Annotated in this window: 16 protein-coding genes; 11 read left to right on the forward strand and 5 right to left on the reverse strand. The window is 40.3% G+C overall.

What is annotated here, in order from left to right:
- Positions 1–243: 243 nt before the first annotated feature.
- The 6 genes from IGI72_RS02690 (at position 244) to IGI72_RS02715 (ending at position 7,377) form a co-directional block, all read left to right on the forward strand.
- Complete coding sequence (locus IGI72_RS02690; RefSeq protein WP_438752982.1) at positions 244–4,824, forward strand: hypothetical protein; 4,581 nt, start codon at positions 244–246, stop codon at positions 4,822–4,824.
- A gap of 39 nt (positions 4,825–4,863) precedes the next feature.
- Positions 4,864–5,382, forward strand: coding sequence for a hypothetical protein (locus tag IGI72_RS02695; RefSeq protein WP_015508953.1), 519 nt, complete (start codon positions 4,864–4,866; stop codon positions 5,380–5,382).
- A gap of 27 nt (positions 5,383–5,409) precedes the next feature.
- Positions 5,410–5,973 carry a hypothetical protein gene (locus IGI72_RS02700; RefSeq protein WP_074934358.1) on the forward strand — a complete coding sequence of 188 codons (564 nt, stop codon included), beginning with the start codon at positions 5,410–5,412 and terminating at the stop codon, positions 5,971–5,973.
- Positions 5,974–6,007: 34 nt separating this feature from the next.
- Positions 6,008–6,337, forward strand: coding sequence for an LPXTG cell wall anchor domain-containing protein (locus tag IGI72_RS02705; RefSeq protein ID WP_016609681.1), 330 nt, complete (start codon positions 6,008–6,010; stop codon positions 6,335–6,337).
- 172 nt (positions 6,338–6,509) lie between these two features.
- A complete protein-coding gene (locus tag IGI72_RS02710; RefSeq protein WP_438752986.1) occupies positions 6,510–6,905 on the forward strand; it encodes a hypothetical protein in 396 nt (131 codons plus the stop codon).
- A 124-nt stretch (positions 6,906–7,029) separates the two neighbouring features.
- Positions 7,030–7,377 carry a DUF7006 family protein gene (locus tag IGI72_RS02715; RefSeq protein ID WP_438752988.1) on the forward strand — a complete coding sequence of 116 codons (348 nt, stop codon included), beginning with the start codon at positions 7,030–7,032 and terminating at the stop codon, positions 7,375–7,377.
- Between the two features lie 372 nt (positions 7,378–7,749).
- Here IGI72_RS02715 and IGI72_RS02720 read toward each other — a convergent pair whose 3' ends face one another.
- Positions 7,750–8,493, reverse strand: a complete 744-nt coding sequence (locus IGI72_RS02720) for an EAL domain-containing protein (protein ID WP_010748787.1) — start codon at positions 8,491–8,493, stop codon at positions 7,750–7,752.
- A gap of 134 nt (positions 8,494–8,627) precedes the next feature.
- Between IGI72_RS02720 and IGI72_RS02725 the strand changes: the two genes are divergently transcribed.
- Together IGI72_RS02725 and IGI72_RS02730 are read left to right on the forward strand one after the other, a co-directional pair.
- Positions 8,628–9,752 carry a GGDEF domain-containing protein gene (locus IGI72_RS02725; protein ID WP_228074223.1) on the forward strand — a complete coding sequence of 375 codons (1,125 nt, stop codon included), beginning with the start codon at positions 8,628–8,630 and terminating at the stop codon, positions 9,750–9,752.
- Positions 9,753–10,575: 823 nt separating this feature from the next.
- Positions 10,576–11,118: a DUF3267 domain-containing protein gene (locus IGI72_RS02730; RefSeq protein WP_015508960.1), complete on the forward strand. Its 543-nt coding sequence runs from the start codon at positions 10,576–10,578 to the stop codon at positions 11,116–11,118.
- A gap of 192 nt (positions 11,119–11,310) precedes the next feature.
- On the opposite strand, the gene IGI72_RS02735 is transcribed toward IGI72_RS02730, so the two are convergent.
- Together IGI72_RS02735 and IGI72_RS02740 are read right to left on the reverse strand one after the other, a co-directional pair.
- Positions 11,311–11,730 carry a DUF2000 domain-containing protein gene (locus IGI72_RS02735; protein WP_005227512.1) on the reverse strand — a complete coding sequence of 140 codons (420 nt, stop codon included), beginning with the start codon at positions 11,728–11,730 and terminating at the stop codon, positions 11,311–11,313.
- Positions 11,723–12,556, reverse strand: coding sequence for an AraC family transcriptional regulator (locus IGI72_RS02740; protein ID WP_005227514.1), 834 nt, complete (start codon positions 12,554–12,556; stop codon positions 11,723–11,725). Before IGI72_RS02740 ends, IGI72_RS02735 begins: the two co-directional genes overlap by 8 nt.
- Before the next feature lie 367 nt (positions 12,557–12,923).
- Here IGI72_RS02740 and IGI72_RS02745 point away from each other — a divergent pair, with 367 nt between their 5' ends.
- Positions 12,924–13,028 (forward strand): putative holin-like toxin, encoded by a 105-nt coding sequence (locus IGI72_RS02745; protein WP_017144486.1) that lies wholly within the window; start codon positions 12,924–12,926, stop codon positions 13,026–13,028.
- A 518-nt stretch (positions 13,029–13,546) separates the two neighbouring features.
- Here IGI72_RS02745 and IGI72_RS02750 read toward each other — a convergent pair.
- Complete coding sequence (locus IGI72_RS02750) at positions 13,547–14,971, reverse strand: glycoside hydrolase family 1 protein (protein ID WP_074536600.1); 1,425 nt, start codon at positions 14,969–14,971, stop codon at positions 13,547–13,549.
- 168 nt (positions 14,972–15,139) lie between these two features.
- On the opposite strand from IGI72_RS02750, the gene IGI72_RS02755 reads away from it, so the two are divergent.
- Together IGI72_RS02755 and IGI72_RS02760 are read left to right on the forward strand one after the other, a co-directional pair.
- On the forward strand, positions 15,140–15,853 hold the full coding sequence (locus IGI72_RS02755) for a GntR family transcriptional regulator (RefSeq protein ID WP_005227520.1): 714 nt from the start codon (positions 15,140–15,142) through the stop codon (positions 15,851–15,853).
- A gap of 144 nt (positions 15,854–15,997) precedes the next feature.
- Positions 15,998–17,326 carry a PTS sugar transporter subunit IIC gene (locus tag IGI72_RS02760; RefSeq protein ID WP_005227522.1) on the forward strand — a complete coding sequence of 443 codons (1,329 nt, stop codon included), beginning with the start codon at positions 15,998–16,000 and terminating at the stop codon, positions 17,324–17,326.
- A 191-nt stretch (positions 17,327–17,517) separates the two neighbouring features.
- On the opposite strand, the gene IGI72_RS02765 is transcribed toward IGI72_RS02760, so the two are convergent.
- Positions 17,518–18,270 carry a MurR/RpiR family transcriptional regulator gene (locus IGI72_RS02765; protein WP_005227526.1) on the reverse strand — a complete coding sequence of 251 codons (753 nt, stop codon included), beginning with the start codon at positions 18,268–18,270 and terminating at the stop codon, positions 17,518–17,520.
- Positions 18,271–18,373 lie beyond the last annotated feature (103 nt).

Raw genomic sequence — 18,373 nt, forward strand, 5'->3', positions numbered from 1 at the left:
TCATACTTACAAATAATTTGTCCCAATAACCTTCGTTTTTGAGAATGCAGAACTCGTATGTAGTTATTATTTTATGAAAACTTAATCTAACAACTTTCTCCAGACATTTGATTCATCAAAATGTCTTTTTTTGTCGTTCCCTCAAAAACGAAGAATATTGAGATAGCTTTGCGTGAAAAAGCAAGAAGCTATTCCCTAGTTTTCAGCTTTCTTAACGCAATAAAGACTTGAAGAAAGGAGGATATGATGAAATTACTTACATTGTTTTCGGCCGTATTACTACTGAGCAGCACGGGCGTCAACACGACGATGGCATTCCAGCAAGTTGCTTATGCAGAAACAGAGTCACTTTCTGAAGGGACGCAACAATCTTCTGGGGAGGAAACCAATAATTCTGCTGATCAATCGGAAACGCAAGAGTCAACCGAGCAAAGCAGCGAGGAACAAACAACCTCTTCGGAAGCCACCGATGATTCAACGATCGCTAGCCAAGAAGAAGTAGAAGAAACTGAAGCACTGCCCGAAGCAGAAACGCCAGACAGCTCAGAAGATGAAGAGGAGCCTGAATCTGAAAACGAGCAAGTCGAAGGGTTCGATGCAGAAGCTGCAACCATCCAACTGACTGTAGCAAGTGAGGCGCAATTGCGGGCAATTTTACTTGGCGAACCCTTCACCGATGAAGAGGGCACGGAGTATCGTTACGAAGAAATCGCCAATGAGCAATCGCTAGTGCTTACTTTTGCCAGCAACTTGGCATTAACTGAGCCAATCAGTGGGATCCAACGGACGAACGTTACTTTTCGTAGTCAAGAGATGCCTGTGATCGTTTCACAGACGGCAGCCGAGAACCTGATGCAGTTTGCGGCACCCGTTCAACTGACTTGGCAAGGGGTGCAGCAACAAGGCATCCAGTCAGCGCAAGGGCTGGCTCAAACAACTGGGGCATCAACGATTACTTTTGAAGATACCCAACTGGAGCTGACCACTACCGCAGGTCGCGTGGTGAATAACAACCAAGCACAACTTCATTTCAAAGGAACCAATGTGGTGACGACAGCGACGTCTTCTATTCCAACCTTATTCACGGCGGAAAGGCTTTTGGTTGAAGGGCAATTGACGATCAATCATCGCTCCTCAAATGCCACACCGATTTTTGAAATGAACCAAGTAGCAGTCGCTAGCCAAGCTGAAATTTCTGTCACTCGCAGTACCAACAGCAATACTGGCACCGTCTTTCATATGACGGGTACCACAGCAAGCCTTGATTTTGGTCAAGGAAGTGTGACGACGATTCGCCAATCTGGTGCAATGGTCTCCTTGCCAAATGCCAATCAAGACAGCCGATTGACGTTAGCCACAGGGGCAACTCTGGATGTCGGTACAGGAAAAGGACTTTCCGGGAACTCTACCAGTACGTTAGGAGAGATACGGTTACAAGCAGGTAGTCAGTTAAAGCTATCTGAATACGGGACGGTCAGCGGGACGCCTGCCATCAATGTCGGACGCCGCTTCGTCGTTGAAAATAGTACCGCAGACCAACCTACCATCATTGAAGGAACGCGGACGGGCACAACGACCGGGGCATTTATTCAACTTCGAAGTGCGAATTCTGCCATCGATTTGGGGGAGCACACACAAACCAAGGTCTCGCAGCATGGACCGATGTTTACAGGGGTGGCGAGTTCCACGATCGTGATCCAAGACCACGTGAAAATGAACAATCAGCATAGCAACGGGTTTAATGGCAACATAGCCGTCGACAGTATTTCGATTGGTGATCAGGTGGAAATTGCCATCAGTGAACCTAGTAATGCCACTGTTGGTCAAGCGTATCGCACCTTTTTCGCAACGTCTTCGGTTCAAATCGGCAGTCATACAACAATTGACGTACCGAGAACGCGAACGACCTCTTCAGCAAGTACATCGAATGTCGTCATCGGTTTAGCATCGAGCAACGGAAAAATCACCATTGGTGACTATTCAGAAATAGCTGTGAATCAGCGTGGGGCGTTTGTCAACGCAAGCTTGGCTCAGGTAACTTTAGGGAAATACGCGAAACTTACTGGTGTGTTAGGTCATGGCTTCACCGCTGGAACGATGGTCGATCAATTTGAGCTGCTTGAAGGGGCTGAAATCACGATTGCTGAGCATTCAACGAGTGCAGCAGCCAATGCGTTTTCCGTGCAACGACGCTTCTTTCTAGGAGAAAAAGCGACAATCAACTATTCTCGCACGTCATCGGCCGCCAATCCTTTCATTGCATTGGGTTCAACGTCGGCGGCATCCCAATTTCTATCAGAAGCAAATGCAACTATCACCCTTAATCAAGTAGGACCATTGGTTACTGGTCGCAGCACAACAGATATCTATATTGGTGAAGCAAATACGATCAGCCTACAAACCGCACAAGGCTTTACCGGCGGTACCTCATCTGCTGCTTCTTCAACCATTCGCAGGTTGCATGTGGGCGATCACTCTGAGATCACCGTTTCTGGACGAAGCAATGCAAATGTTGATTTTTTCCGCTTTAGAGAAGAAATCAAACTTGGACGTGAAGCGAAAGTAACGGTCAATCATACTACACGACAAGCAGCACGAGCGGTCTTTCGTTTAACCTTGGCGAACTCGAAATTTACGATGGAAGAAGCAAGTAAAGTCGAAGTTGATACGGGGGGACGATTTTTACAAGGCGTCGGAACGACGGATCTGCTATTTGGCGAAAATTCCTATACGAGAATCAACGCAGCGAGGGGAATGACAGGAAACACCACTGTTCGTTCCGTTACGCTTGGACAACATGCTGAAGTTCATTTGACAGAGCCAACAACGACGGCGATTCAAAATTCAGCTACAAGTCAAAATTACGCCAGAATCCGAGTGTCACAAAGAGTGGAATTGCAAGACAATGCCACCATGACGTCAAGAAGAGATCGAACGACTTCAGATTCCCGCTTTATATGGTTGACGGCTAGTAATTCATTTGTTCGGATTGGCAAAGGAGCTACCCTTGACGTGGATCAATCTGGAGGAATCTTTAGAGTCACGACTTCCTCTAATTTCATTCTCAATGATGACGCGACCTTTAAAGGGGTTGCGAGAGGATTAAATACGCAAGCGGGAGGGAATGCCTCAAGCAATCATTCGAATTCATTTGCGAACATCATGGTAGGGGCCAGAGCTAATTTTTTCATGACTGATAATCGAACAGGCATGGGGACATCAGCAGAATTTATCAATCGACCACTAGTCAATGTCCGTAATTCATTTTCCGCAGAAGAAGACGCTACGGTTGTATTAGAAACCATAAGAAATAAATCTGAAGTTCTTTATTTCAGACTAGCCAATGCACGATTGAATATAAACAATGTGAATTTGTTTGAAATTAGTCACCCTACGACAAGAACTGGTCAAGCCAATGCGCAATTGCAGCGTTTGATCCGCTCCGCACAAAATACGGTTGCGAATGGTTTGCGAATCAATGTGGCGAGTCAAAAACTAGCAGTTTGGGAAAATGCTTCTTTAGAGGCACCAACGGAAGAATTTATCAATATTTCAGGAACGATGCGAATCAATCGAAATGGTGGGAATACCTTCCCCTATGGAGGCACAGGAAATGGCGAAGCACGTTCCAGATTGCTGAGTGGCGAACAATTCGATGGTTCCTTAGAAAGTCTTGAAACACAAACAGATATTTATCAAGTGATTGCGAAAAATAATTACAATAAAATTCGTTTTTCAGAACCAGAAGGCCTCGTTGCCCGAATTGATGCATTGAGTGATCAGTCGACTGAAATCACTGGTTCTATGTACGAGGATACCGATATCACAGTGATCTCCTATACCAATACTGACGGAGAACTCGTCGAATTAGACAAAAACTCTGAACGAATCGAATGGGGCGACTATCGTGATGAAAATCAGCTGTATCGCTATTTCCGTATTCCACTAAGAGAAAATGAACGATTGGAAACCGAGACAGAAGTGTCGATTTTCTTATCAAAACCGTCGATTGAGACCTATGTCGATGTGACCGCTCGTCAAACCGTGATTAAAGGTGTGAACTTTGAAGCATACAATATCACCTTAGATCGCTATAAAATTAATGAATTAAGCACGCAAGAAGAATTAGATGCTTTGATCCTTCAAGAAAGTCGTGCGCAAGCCGCAAACGTCTTGACGGAAGCGGATATGACGGAAGACTTTCGCATCGTAGAAACGGATCTTACACGAGAAGTCGACGAAGATGGTAGCTACTTCGCTGTTCTTGAGGTGGGGAATAAAGCCTACCAGCTGACAGTCGGTATCGATGTGACATCGAAACTGGAGCATATGCGGGTGACGATCCCAACCAAAATGGTCTTCGAATCCTTGTACAACACAGCGGAATCGAATCGTAATTTTGAAAGCCAAACGTATGAGATCCGCAATCAATCGCCACTTGCCGTGGATACCTACGTCAATCAACTGGCGATCGATGATAGTGCCAGTATTGTCTTATTAGAAGCGGGAGAAGATCCTCTCGACTATGCCGAAAGTGAAAGCGAAGAAGAAGACCCAACCCTGACCTATGACGACATCTCAACCCCGCTGTTGCGATTGAATCTAAAAACGGAAGAAACACAGATCCAACTCTATGAAGCGATGGAGGAACAACACTTGGTTCGCCTAGAAGAAAGAAGCCGCGTGCCGATTTCCTTAACGGGGGACTTCTATGGAGACTATCCCCAATGGATCGTTGATACAGAAGCCGACCAAGGTGGGTATTATGAAGACTTGCTCGTACCGAAGTATCGCATCGTCTTACGCTTTGTCCCACGAGATTAAAGAAAAAAGATCGTACCAAACGTGAAGGAGGTGAATCCATTGGAGCAAACGAATCAAACCGAAACGAAGGATCGACGGAAATGGATCTTGTGGTTGTTGCTATTGCTAGTACTTATCGGTGGGATCGGGTACTACTTTTACCAATCAAAAACAGCAGTCCCTTTGATCAGTGCCGACCTGTTGCCAGAATCTGGCGATGCCACCGATCAGCGGGTTTCTGAACGAGCGCAGGAGATTGCGGATGCGAATTATTTCACGCTGCAAATCAATCCAGAAGCCATTTTTGAAGATGGTCAAAGCACAGGATCCATCGAGATCGTCAATCCAGGCACCAATGTGTACCCAATCGCCGTGGATATCTCTTTACTGTCGAGCGGGGAAGTCATCTATTCTTCCGGTGCGATCTATCCAAACCAATTTGTTGAAAATGTCGCCTTAGCGACACCGTTGGCAAAAGGGGAATATCCCGCCAAAGCCACCATCAATATTTACGACCCTGAAAGCAAAGAAAAACAAGGGGTCACTGAAGCTGAATTAACGATCATCGTTAAGAATTAAAAAAAAAGGAAAAGTGAGGAAATAAAAATGAAAAAATTTGTAGCAGCCATTCTAAGTACAGCAACGATCGCAGGAGTAATCGCAAGCGGCACCACCGCTTTTGCGACACAAACCATTGACGGACGTGAAGGCGATACGTCAGGAGATGTCCAAGTAAACGGGATCATCGGATCATTCGATAACACAACCCCTGGACCAAATCCCGACGATTTGAACCAATGGATCAATGTGACGATTCCAACGACTGCTTTGTTCTATACGACAGAAGAGTCAAGCCACAAAGAGATCGTTTCACCTAGCTACACTGTGACAAATAACTCAGCAGTTGGTGTGATCGCTTCTGTTGCGGGTGTCGATACACCATTGAATATGGATGAAGTAGACTTGTTAAACGTAAACAGTATTGAGTTGTTTGAAAACGGCACACCAACCGTAGCAGAAACAGAATTATTTACCCTTGAAGGCAACCAAGGTACGAATGTAGGAACATTTGCGTTCACTGGTGAAGCAACACCGACCGATGCATCAGAAGAATCAAATCCAAGTTTCAAATTGGTCTTGAGCTTTGCGCCGGATGTAGAGGAAGACTAAGAATTGAAATCCCAGTAAAGAAGGGATCTATCGTATGAAAAAACGAAAACGAATCGTTCTTTTCGTCGCTGTGTTACTGACTCTGACTGTCTGGGATCTATCGGAAACCAGCGTCGCAGAGGCGACGACAGGGCAAGTCTCTGTGACCGGTCGAATCGGTGAAACGGTGACGCAAGAGGAAGAAGCAGACGATGACAATAAGAAAACGATCGTAGCAGATGGTTCTCAAATCGGACAAGGAAAATTACCACAAACAGGTTCATCAAACACAAGCAGTTTGATCATTCTTGGGTATACACTCCTAGTACTGTTTGTCGTCGCAGTAACAAGAAAAAAGAAACACGGTGAAAGCGTCGCTCCTTAACTATAGGCATCGCTAGAAGCGTAAAGGAGAAACTGTGGGGAAAACTTGCAGTTTCTCTTTTTTTGATGAAAGATTTAACAAAAAATGGACCAAAAGAAGAAACAGTACTTAGTGATACCACAAACGCTGTATAAGTGAGGTCAGTGATAGCTTTGAAAGAAGGATACAGAAGATGAAAATCAAGAAAGAAGCGTTTGAAAGAACCATCCTAAATAGTGAATACATCGGGTACTATACCCATCTGCTGAGTGCAGATAGTTGCCCGTATCACCAAGGAAAGCAACTCGATACCATGCGTTACTTACTAGAAAACGATCGTATAGAAGAAATAAAAGCCAGTGCTCGCTATTTATTTCCTTTACGTAAATATAAATTACCCAGCAACCTGCAAAAAGAGTATCAATTATTGGAAGAAAGTGTTTCCTTTATCTCAAGCTTAAACACCCATCTGCTAATTCCTCAAGCAGCCATTGAGCAAAGTCTTTCAATCAAGGCAGAAAATGGAGCAAAAGATCAAAGAGAGCATTACAAGCAGCTGGTTAGAGGATTGCTGGATATTCTGCATTGACGCCTGTACCTGGGTGATTTTTCAGCAGCTAGAAAAAATAGTGAATGAATAACTAGAAGAACAAGCTGAGCTTTAGGAAGAAAATAACGGGGCTTGTTCCCCTCAAAGAAAGGAGTAAAAAAGCATGACGGTATTTACTTCAAAAACAGAATACCTTGATGGATTTCAAAAGAAATTTGCGGAGTCACACCGCGCCAATGGCGATTTAGCGGCGTATGTTGAAAAGCAATTGGCCCTCCTTGATGAATTGGTAGCAGCCATTTCACCAGAAACATTTTGGGCGATCACCCCAGATATTTTGGGCATCGACGCCAAACTGGTCTTAGTCACAGAAATGATGCGATTCGACGATTTTCCCGACAATGAGATCATTCGAATCGTTGAAAATGATTACCGCTTTTATCTAAAAGAACTGTGTGGTTACAATCTAGGAACAAAAGCGAAACATTCTCTGGTTTTCAATGTGAGATGAATCAAAGAGGGGAATGGTAGGAATCACTTCTAGCAAGACGAGTAGGTAAGAAGTGATGACTATTTTTAATACTTTTGCAATTAGGGAAGGTGAGCGATTGAAATAGAAGGGGTGTATCGAAAAAAGAGTGAATAGACAAAAAGCATTCAGGAATTGACTTCTTGAATGCTTTTTGTCTATTCACCTATCAAAAAAAGGTCTTTTCTTTGATTTCTACTTTCTCTCATGTGAAATCACCGTTTAAACGATGCCGAATCAGCAAAAATTCTGCAAATAAAATTATTTGTGTTATATTTGAAGGGCATCTGTTCATTTTTTTAATAATCGTTTATTTTTGATCGCGTATAGTGAGAAAAATAAACGATGCGAGGACTATTTTTTTCGCTTTAATTGATCAGCTGGGGCAGGTTTGTCCAAATAAAACCCTTGTTGAAGAAAAATCTCTTCTTCAAGTAGGTACTCATGGATATCCGAGGTTTCGACCCCTTCGACAATAAATTGGATTTTACGATTGCTGGCGATATTTCGCCAGAAGTCGATCAAAAAGAAAATCTCTTTTTGGGACAGGACTCGCAACGAGATAGGCGAAAACTTGATCACATCGATTTTATCCAGCATCGGTGCAATATTTGTCAGTGAATGAATGCCTGTCCCTACATCATCCAATGCGACAGAAAAGCGCATCTTTTTTATTTGGTTGATTTTGTTCATAAGAAAGGACTTGGGATCACAAGCGATAGAAGGTTCTGTATCGTCTTCGGTGATCTCAATCAAAATACGATCATGATAGGGAGCTAAATCAGCTAACATCAAAAAGGTTTCTGGGTAGCTGAGTTGTTGCGGGTGGATATTGAGACTGATTTTTGTTTCTTCGTTCGGATGAAGCAAGCTGAAAATTTCATTTCGATACCACTGCAGTAAACGAGTATGTAATTTTTTGTATTTGATCACTTGCTGGAAGAAGGAAAGGGGAAACCTATTTCTTTCGGTACTTCTCAATAATAATTCGTAGCCAATCACTTTCTGACTATCTGCTTTCATTTGAAAGATAGGCTGGGCATCAAAATATAATTGGGGAAATATCGATAAGAGTTCTTGTTCTATTTTCTCAGACATTGGTTTCTGCTCCTTTCTGGGTCGCTTTATTTTTGGTTTCATGAAGTGCAGGAAAAAAAGCTTATTTCGTGCGCTGCATCGTTAAAGAATCGAGCCTTTCAAAATCATGGGCGAACGATTTTAAAGAAAAATCTATGAAAGAAAGAAGGAGTAGTGTGTTTGTCCATCTGATTTATGCTGCGATCTATTCTGTGTTAGTCGTGAGCTTGCTCATTTCGTATGATTTGTTTATCAAGAACTTCAAAGAATTGAATTTACGCCTGTCGTTTAAAATTCTTATTGGTATTGTTTTGTTTATTTCGCAAGTCTACTTTATTATATCATTTTCTTTGAACAGTATCGGTTATGTTGCGTATGAATATACGATTCCAATCTTTATTTATTATTTTGGCATTCTCAAAGAAAAAATCTATCTGGTTGGGTTAGTACCCGTCATTTTGCTGACCTTTTTTGCATTGATCAATAAATTTGAATGGGAAGCCATGCTCTTTATTATCGGATTAAATTACATCATTTTAATCGTTACGGGCTTATTAAAGAAAAGATTTTATGGACAACCAAATCACACGGCATTTTACCTATTTTCGATTTTCGTTACGGTTGTCTCGCCGATGCTCAACGCCTTGCTTTTTTATCGCCGCGAAATTAGCGTTTGGGATGTAGTGTCTTTAGGCATTGGATCTGTGGGGATCGTTTCTTTATGGAAGTATTATTTGCAGAATCAAAAAAATTTCCTGGAAAAAATTAACACAAAAATCATTGAACGCAATTATGATGAGTTGACCAAGGTGAAAAATTTCCGCAGTCTGAACGAGGATATTTCAAAGCTGGCGCTACTTGAGAAGGACCAGCTCGTCGTGGTGATGATGGATTTAGATCATTTTAAGCGCATCAATGATCACCATGGACATCAAATCGGCAATCAAGCCCTATCCTTCTTTTCGGAAAAACTGATGACGTTTCTCTACCAGAAAAGTCCTTCCCATTTAGTCGAAGTCTATCGATATGGCGGCGAAGAATTTTTAGTCCTATTTAAAGAGAATACTTCTGATGCTGTGAAAAAAATTATTGAAGAATTCCATTTGTTTTTAAGCAATGAACAGTTGAAATTAGAAACCGCCCAACTGACCCTTTACTTTTCGGCAGGGATTTCAGAAGCAGCCTCTGCGTTAGACATTTCAGAAACCTTTTACCAAGCAGATCAAGCATTGTACGAAGCCAAAAGGAAGGGCAGAAACCGCACGATTATTTTTTCTTGAGACGTTTGCTTTTCTAAAGAAGGTTTCGCAGTCTTTTCTCAAGTAGATCGGGTGTTGTAGGAAACCAAAATGAAAGACAAGGTCGTATGATTTTTTTAGACGAATGCTTTTCAGAAGAAGTTTTAATAAAGAGACAAGGTTCGCAGGCTTCTTTGTCCAGCGTCGTAGCTTTTTCAAAAGGAAGAGAGGAAGCAATCTGGTAAGTATAACGGTTTACCGATTATCTTGAGAGGTTAATTGAAGGGAAAAAACAAGTAGAGTGCTTTTTAAGAAGTGGGAAGAAACCACTTCTTTTTTTGCACCAAGCATTGGGCAGCCGCGCTTGGCAGCATCGACTTGGTTTTCTGGCGTGTTTACAGTCTTTAAAAGCAATGGTATATTTATTTGATAAGTAAATAAAATTATTTTTTGCTGTGCGTAACGATTACTGACTAAGGAGACTTCCCCATAAAACCAATTCGGCGAATACTGTACCAAAGTGTTTTGTACGTAGCTATTCCTTTGATCGTGAGTCTACTGATTGGCTACCTAGCCAAATGCTCACTCCTGATTCCTGCCTCCATTATTTATGGCGTTCTTTTAGTGTTTATGATCCCTTCCGACAGCTTTTTATCAAGCAGCGTGGACTACCAAACGAAAAGCATGAATCCAAGTTTTTGTCCTCCGCCATTAAAGAGAAGGTTTGAAAGTGCGCCAGAGATGATCAATTTCCTCTTCGTTTTAACTGCACTGGTTTTGTGTTTGCTGCTCTTATTGGTTGGGTAAAGGGAATTCATAGAAATCATGTACTAAGAAGAATGACAAAAAGAAGAGGAGAACAGCGATGAAATTACTCAAACAAATCAATTTGATGGATGATAAAAAAACAATAAAGAGATTGAATCTCGCGGCGATTCCTAGTTTTATTTTTTTCTATGTGTTCTTTACACTCTTTGTCTTAGGTGGTCATGGGTCAAATGCTGAAACTTCGTTTATTTTCGATCTTTTGATCTTAATGGTTGCATATTTTATTCTCATCATTATTCATGAATTGATCCATGGTGCCTTCTTCAAGCTTTTTGACCCTAAAGGGAAGGTAAAGTTTGGGTTCAAAAATGGCGTAGCATATGCCACGAGTCCCCATTCCTTTTATTCAAAAGGGAAATTTGCCATCATTTTATTGGCGCCATTCCTTGGCATTTCTGTGGGTCTCTTTCTATTTTATTTATTTGGCTGGTTGACGGCATCTCTTTTTACCTTGATTGCTGCCGCACATGCCGCTTCTTGTGTGGGAGACTTTTACTTTCTTTTTCTGATTGTTAAAGCACCAGCGAACAGTTGTGTAGAAGATACAGAAGTGGGGCTAAATATTTATCAAGGAGAGTAGTTTATTTTTCAATTGATCTTGGCAAAATCAAAGAGCAAGAAAATGTATGCTAGAAAATCTCTTACAAAAAAACAAACACCTCAAAAGTGTTTGTTTTTTTGTAGGACTGTTTATAAAAAACGTATATAGCAAGAAGACTGTTCGGCTGACAAAAAGACAACTTGTTTTAAACGACCGTTTTTTACTAGCGCTTTACCGATACAACGGTAAGCTGCCAGCGACTTTATTGATACTCTTTTTCTTGCCTTTTAAACAAAGACCAAAATAAGCCAGTGTTTCTGTGGGAATTGTCTCAAGCGTCTGACGGTATTGCTCATAAGAATTGGTGGTCTGAGCAACGTCGGAAAAATCAATGATGGTTACTTCTGGATCTTCTTGCTGACTGATCGATTCACGAATGGTCTGCAACTGCTCCTTGTTCGTTTTTAAGATAGGAATGGGAAAGTTGACAATGCCAAGGTGTTTTCTGCCTGTCGAATCGTAAATATCTTCTCCGATTCCTTCGGGAAACAATTTGCCTAAGGTTGCGCCTAAAATTGCTGCAGTATTTGCAACTAAGCCAATCGGTAATTGTTCATCGATAATCATGACACATTTTTCTTGGTTATTCATACGTTCTCACTCCATCTTCTTGGTAAATTGTTTGGTAAGCTTTCGGGGTGACCCCAATCAAGCTTTTAAAGATACGGGTAAAATGACTTTGGTCACTAAAACCTGTCAGAAAAGCGACTTCTGCAATTGCTTCTTGTGCTTCTAGTCTTTTCTTGGCAGCACTGATGCGCACCGTACTTAAATATTGAAACGGCGACAGCCCATACGCTTTGGTAAACTGCCGAATCAAGACGTACTGATTCATTCCAAGAACGTCACTTAATTCACTCAAGGACAATTTTTCGGCATAATGTTGATCGATATAGGCTTTTGCCGTTGCGGCTTTATTTGACACCGGGTCCGTTTGTTCGTGGGTGAAATCCGCATACTGAACAAGCAGGTCGTGAAGCAGACAAGTAAAGCGTTCTTGCTTTTCAAACTCATCACCGCGATCCGACAGCAACAGCTGGTGCACTGCATGAAATTCCTCTTTTTCTTTCACTTGGCGAATGACCGGTTCAGGAAAGTGGGGCGTCAATTGAGTGTTAAAAATTTTTTGTACTTGTACCGCCATGTTCTCCGGGGTTAAGTGGATATTGCGGTAAACCAGCTTTTCCTCCGTGAGTTGCTGGCAGCGGTGGGCAGCCTTTGGCGGAATCAAAATCAAGTCGCCTGCTTCAACGATATAGCAGGTATTTTGACAGGTGAATTGACGCGTCCCAGCTTCCATCAAGCCAATCACATAATATTCGTGCCAATGGTTAGGAAACTCCTGCTGGATGCCGTTAAATAATAAAGCTTCTACACCAAGGGTGCTATCTTGAATGATTTTTCGTTCATTTCTCATCTGCATTCTCCTTTTTGTTACTATAACAAAAGTGGTTTTTGGTGAATAGAATGATATTGACTTTTGACTATTTTTCTTGATGGAAGGCACTTGATTGGGAATGAGAAAAAGGGCTAGAGAAGTCGGGAAAGAGCGGATCAGACTTGAAGAGAGAACAGTGGGTTATTTTGACGATTCTATGGAATGAATCACAGCAGATGGACCATGCGCCGTGAAAAAAATAATGATAAATCCTTGGCATTTGAAAGTTTTATTGATGGAAGTATGGTACCATTTGACTGCAGTAAAGTTTGTGACGGTGGCTATCTTTGAAAGGTGGTGGTGCTTATGAATGTAAGTACTAACTCTTCAGAAAGGAGAAGCCTTTTTGTCCACAGCGGAAGCAATCGGGCTAATGATCAGTTTTGGTACATTTACCGCCATGCTGATCTTTGGTATCCTAGCCGCAGTGAAAAATGACAAAAAAAAATAACCGTCGACTTTAACAGGGAAACGGTTATCTTTTAAGTTAAAAAACCTGTCGCCGTCTTAAATGGCGCTGCAGAGGGGTTGTGGCAACAACTCCTCTTTACATAGTTAGTATAGCAAGAAGAGAGTGATTTTTCAACTTTAACAAGGATATTTTCAAACAAAATCGATAAGCGACATAGGCAAAACCTTATTCTCAATTGGAATAAGGTGTTCGATGTAGTCATTTTGGAAAAGTGTTCGAACATCCAAAAACGAATGCAATGTTTAAAGAAAAGGGAAGCATGATTATCGAAACTAGCGGCTAATAAGTTCCAGATAAATTCTGGTACATTTATTGCCATGCTGCTCTTTCGTATCCTAGCCACAGTGAAAAATGACAAAAAAATAACCGTCGACTTTAGCAGGGAAACGGTTATTTTTTTACTAATAAAACCCTGTCGCCTTCTTAAAAGGTGCGAAAGAGGAGTTGTGGCAACAGGTTTCTTCTATACAGATCACTATCGATCATATTCGTGAATGCTAATCTACCAGTCGCTCGAGATCGTAGGAAAAACCGTTTTGCTTACTTAGTTCCTTGTAAAACAAGCCGCTTTTCTTTATTGTACGTTTCTGTGTGGCTAAATCTAAAGAAACTAAGCCGTAGCGGTTTTTATATGCATTGATCCATGACCAACAATCAATGAATGTCCATAGATGGTATCCTTTTATATTACAGCCATCTTGAATTGCTTTCCATAAATAGGCGAGATGGTCTTGGATAAATTCAATGCGATAGTCATCAATCACCTGTCCATTTTCATCCATGAACCGTTCTTCATTAGCAACACCCATACCGTTTTCTGAGATAAAGGATTCAATATTTCCGTAGTTATTTTTGATGTCCATACATAAATCATAAATTCCTTTTTCATAGATTTCCCATCCACGATATTCATTCATTCGACGGCCAGGCATAATATGCGGTTCAAAGAACCATTCTGGTAAGAATGGACTTTCTAGATTAACGGCAGAAGTTCTTGCTTTGACACGGCGTGGTTCATAGTAGTTTAGACCAAGTATCTGTGCGGTATTCTCTTCAATAATTTTTAGGTCTGTGTCATTGAAATCAACGGGTAATTGGTCATATTCCTCCAGCAACGAGACTAGTTTTTCTGGAAATACTCCTTTGACCATGGGATCTAAGAAACTACGAGTATAAAAAAGATCCGCAATTTCTGCTGCTTTTTTATCTGCTGAATTTTGGCTTCTTGGGAAAGTCGGACTCAAATTGAGAATTACTCCGATTTTGCTAGATAACTGGTATTTTTTAAAAGTTTGAATGGCTTTTGCATGGGCTAATATGGTAAAGAACGCTGCTTGAGCACCACGCTTAAAATCAATGAGATTTGGATAGTGAAAATCTTCTAAATAAGAGCCCAAGATTGGCCCCAAAGGTTCGTTAAAGGTGAACCAATGATAAACTAAGTCGCCAAACGCTAGAAAACAGGTATCAGCAAAATTTACATAAGCATCAACAACTTCACGTGATTCCCATCCCCCTTTATCTTGTAATTTTGCGGGCATATCAAAATGATAGAGATTCGCAAAAACTTTGATATTATTATTTTTCATTTCGGTAAAAAGATCTCGATAATAGGCTATCGCTTTCTCGTTTGGTTTACCAACCCCATCATTTGGAAACATTCGTGCCCATGAGATAGACACACGAAATGAATTGTGCCCCGTTTGTTTCATCAATTGAATATCTTCGTGGTAACGATGGATATGGTCTGTCGTAATACTAGGTCCAATTCGTTTATAAAAACGATGAGGTTCTTCGTGAAACCACCGATCCCATACTGTCTCTGCTTTTCCTGTTTCTCCACGCCCTTCAGATTGTTCTGCTGACCAAGCGGAGCCCCACCAAAAGTCATCTGGAAATGTTAACTGAGTTTGTCTTGACATTATCGTTTCCTCCTGTTCGTTTTTAATAGTGTAACATTGCTTTTAGTATAAATAAATACTTTTTATTAAAAATATATATCTTTGTATGATGGGTATGTTTTTAGCTGTAAAAAGACAATTTTTTATGTTAAAGTATAAGTAATAGAGATGAGTATGAGGGAGTAAGTTATGAAGAAACAGCCAAAATATATGGAGGTTTATACGGAGGTAAAGAAAAAAATTGCCAATGGAACCTATCAAATCGGCGAAAAATTACCGACAGGCGATGAACTTGCGCATGAGTATCAAACAAGTAAGCTCACTGTGAAGAAAGGTATTGATATGCTAGTATCAGAGGGAGTTTTACGAACACGTAGTGGATTCGGAACGGAAGTTCTACGCAGACCAATTGATAATTCGAAAGTGTTTGGACCAAATGAAGGTCTTTTTGATTTAGTAGGGGAAGAACATGTGACTTCTGAAATCCATACGTTCTCAATTGAGTTGCCATCGAATGAAGTGGCAGAAATTTTAGAAATAAATCAAAAAGAGTATGTCTATAATATTATTAGAAGTCGTTTTATTGATGAACAACCGTATTCTATTGAGCAAACGTTTATGCCACTTTCTGTTATACCGGGGTTAGAACCAAAGCATTTGAAACGTTCTGTATATGGCTACATTACAAATGAGCTTGGTCTAGAGATTAAATCTTCCCATATTTGGATCAAAGGTGATGTAGCAAATGACTTCGATGCGGAAATTCTTTCTGTAAAACCAGGCGAGTTTATGATAGAGGTAGACAAAGTGGTGTCATTGTCATCTGGTGTACCGTTTGAATATTCTCTTTCGAGACATTTATATAAAGATTTTATTTTTGAAGCAGTTTTTGTTGAGAAGTGAAGACCAACGAATTTCGTTGGTCTTTTTTTGACTTTTAAAAAAGATATATAATTTTAAATAAAGATATTTACTTTTTTAAAAAGCTGGTGTATGATCATCCCATAAGCAATCGCTTACAACTAAAAAAGGAGACTGATCGGGATTATGAGTAAAAAAGATGCTATTTTTGAAAAGTTCGGAATAATAGCCACAAGGCTAGGGAACCAGATTCATCTTCGAACACTAAGGGATGCTTTCGCCACTTTTATGCCTTTTATGATGTTGGCGGGATTTGTTACATTGATCAACTATGTTATTTTAGAGCCAACAGGATTTATGGGAAATATCATTGATCCAGCAACATTAACGACGATTCAAGAAATCGGGACTTCCATCAGTAATGGAACACTAAGTATAACGACGCTATTAGTTGTTGCGGCAGTTTCTTATCATATGTGTGTTAGCAGAAATTATACAAATCATATTGCTGCTGTTCTAGTCGCTATTTCCACGTTTATTGTTCTCACCCCTATGATGACGATGTTTACACCAGAAGGAAGTCAAGAAGCGCTGGAGGTAGGTGGGGTTATTCCTGTCACTCATACTGGCGCGTCAGGAATGTTCGTTGGAATTTTTGTGGGCTTAGCTGCTACGGAACTCTTTATTAAGTTATCAAATAACAAAAAGTTACAAATTCAGTTGTCAGGAAATATCCCACCAGCTGTGTTGAAGTCATTTAACGTCCTTATTCCAATCATGATTACCGTGACTACCTTCGCAATTGGTTCATTTGCTGTCAATCAATTATTCAATATGGATGTTAATTCGTTGATTACTACTCTAATCACTGGACCTTTAAGTAGGGTAACGACAGGTTTACCAGGGTTCCTCTTAATTACCTCAATTGCAAATCTATTTTTCGGGTTTGGAATTCATCAAGCAGTGATATCAGGTTCACTTCTCGATCCGTTCTTAATTCAAAATATGCAAGAGAATATGGCTGCTTATGCGAATAGGGAAGATATTCCACATATCATAAACATGGCATTTAAAGATACGTTTGCTGTTATGGGAGGATCAGGAAATACTATTGCTTTGCTAATTGCTATTTTTATCTTTAGTCGTCGTAAAGACTACAAAGACTTTGCAAAATTATCCGTAACTCCTGCACTATTTAATATCAGTGAACCGATCATTTTTGGTTTACCAATTGTTTTCAATATTAGTTTGATTATTCCATTTGTATTGGCGCCGATTTTTTCCCTAACAGTTGCATATTTTGCAACAGCTGTTGGTTTAATCAATCATGTAGTCGTGCAGATACCTTGGACCACTCCTCCCGTCATATCTGGATTTTTAGCAACTGGTGGCGATTGGCGAGCATCAGTCTTGCAAATTGCGATCATTGCTGTGAGTGTTTTTATCTACTTACCATTTTTACGTATCGATGAAAAAGTTACCTCAACAATAGGGAATGAAGAGGCAAATGATTGAGAAGAGGAAACTTCACAAGATTTTTTGAAGTCTTCTCAAACCAAAGGTAAGAGAAACAAATAAATTGAACAAATCTATATATCAAAAAGAGACCACATAGATACATGTGAGTCTCTTTTTTTTGTGGGGATATCGATCGGTGAACTTGTGAATAGAGGGAAAGAATTACCTGAAGAATTTTTTTTACAAATCTATTGAGTTTCCATTCTATTTCTCACGGTTTTCGCTAACTTTTCAATAATGTACATTGCCGGTATCTGTGTTGTAATATCAGCTTCATTAATTTTTTCTAGCGAAATATTATAGGTTATTGCAATATCAGCTAATTTAGAAAGTGTTGAATTAGAGCTGCTGGTAATTCCTATTACTGAGCTTTCTGATAGATTCAAATGATTTAAATATTGAATGATTTCTGTGGTCTCGCCCGAAACGGATAAAGCGACGATACACATTTTTTTTGCTAACTCAGTGGATAGGTAATTAATAGGGTAATTACTAGGATCTTCAATGCGAATCGCCATGTTAAATAGCGACGAGAAATAAAGTGAACCATATTCAGCAACAACATTTGAGGAGCCTACGCCAATAAAAATAATCAGCTCTTTTTCCATCAATAAGTGAACTGCCTCATCAAATTTATCTTCAAAGAATTTGTCTTGTGTGCGTGCTAAAAAATTCAAGAGTTCACTCTCAAAATCAAGTGTTTTTACCTCTTTTTCTTCTTTAAGAGATTCGAGATACGCACTGAGGTAAATTTTAAATTCAGAAAAACCGGTACAGCGAAATTTTTTACAAAAGCGTAGTACGCTGGCAGTACTCGTATGACTTTTCTCAGCTAATTCACGAATACTCATGGAAGCAACTGCATTTACGTCTGAAATTATTGCTTTATATACTTCAATATCCGTTTCATTTAAATCTGGTTGATAGTCAAGAAACAACATAGTAATCCCCTCCTGTTACAAATTGTAACAGGATTGTAACCGGTGTCAATCGTTTGCTTTTGTAACCGTTTACTTAAAGGCGGTATTTATGGAGATAAAAATA

It is taken from the genome of Enterococcus sp. DIV1059_2, assembly GCF_051713685.1.
In the GTDB taxonomy this organism is placed as follows: domain Bacteria; phylum Bacillota; class Bacilli; order Lactobacillales; family Enterococcaceae; genus Enterococcus_D; species Enterococcus_D casseliflavus.

Bases quoted from the DNA above. Each gene is read 5' to 3' on its own strand.
- IGI72_RS02690 (WP_438752982.1), top strand. From the start codon at position 244: ATGATGAAATTACTTACATTGTTTTCGGCCGTATTACTACTGAGCAGC.
- IGI72_RS02710 (WP_438752986.1), top strand. From the start codon at position 6,510: ATGAAAATCAAGAAAGAAGCGTTTGAAAGAACCATCCTAAATAGTGAA.
- IGI72_RS02720 (WP_010748787.1), bottom strand. From the start codon at position 8,493: ATGTCTGAGAAAATAGAACAAGAACTCTTATCGATATTTCCCCAATTA.
- IGI72_RS02700 (WP_074934358.1), top strand. From the start codon at position 5,410: ATGAAAAAATTTGTAGCAGCCATTCTAAGTACAGCAACGATCGCAGGA.
- IGI72_RS02750 (WP_074536600.1), bottom strand. From the start codon at position 14,971: ATGTCAAGACAAACTCAGTTAACATTTCCAGATGACTTTTGGTGGGGC.
- IGI72_RS02725 (WP_228074223.1), top strand. From the start codon at position 8,628: ATGAAAGAAAGAAGGAGTAGTGTGTTTGTCCATCTGATTTATGCTGCG.
- IGI72_RS02760 (WP_005227522.1), top strand. From the start codon at position 15,998: ATGAGTAAAAAAGATGCTATTTTTGAAAAGTTCGGAATAATAGCCACA.
- IGI72_RS02755 (WP_005227520.1), top strand. From the start codon at position 15,140: ATGAAGAAACAGCCAAAATATATGGAGGTTTATACGGAGGTAAAGAAA.
- IGI72_RS02715 (WP_438752988.1), top strand. From the start codon at position 7,030: ATGACGGTATTTACTTCAAAAACAGAATACCTTGATGGATTTCAAAAG.
- IGI72_RS02730 (WP_015508960.1), top strand. From the start codon at position 10,576: ATGAAATTACTCAAACAAATCAATTTGATGGATGATAAAAAAACAATA.
- IGI72_RS02765 (WP_005227526.1), bottom strand. From the start codon at position 18,270: ATGTTGTTTCTTGACTATCAACCAGATTTAAATGAAACGGATATTGAA.
- IGI72_RS02735 (WP_005227512.1), bottom strand. From the start codon at position 11,730: ATGAATAACCAAGAAAAATGTGTCATGATTATCGATGAACAATTACCG.
- IGI72_RS02740 (WP_005227514.1), bottom strand. From the start codon at position 12,556: ATGAGAAATGAACGAAAAATCATTCAAGATAGCACCCTTGGTGTAGAA.
- IGI72_RS02705 (WP_016609681.1), top strand. From the start codon at position 6,008: ATGAAAAAACGAAAACGAATCGTTCTTTTCGTCGCTGTGTTACTGACT.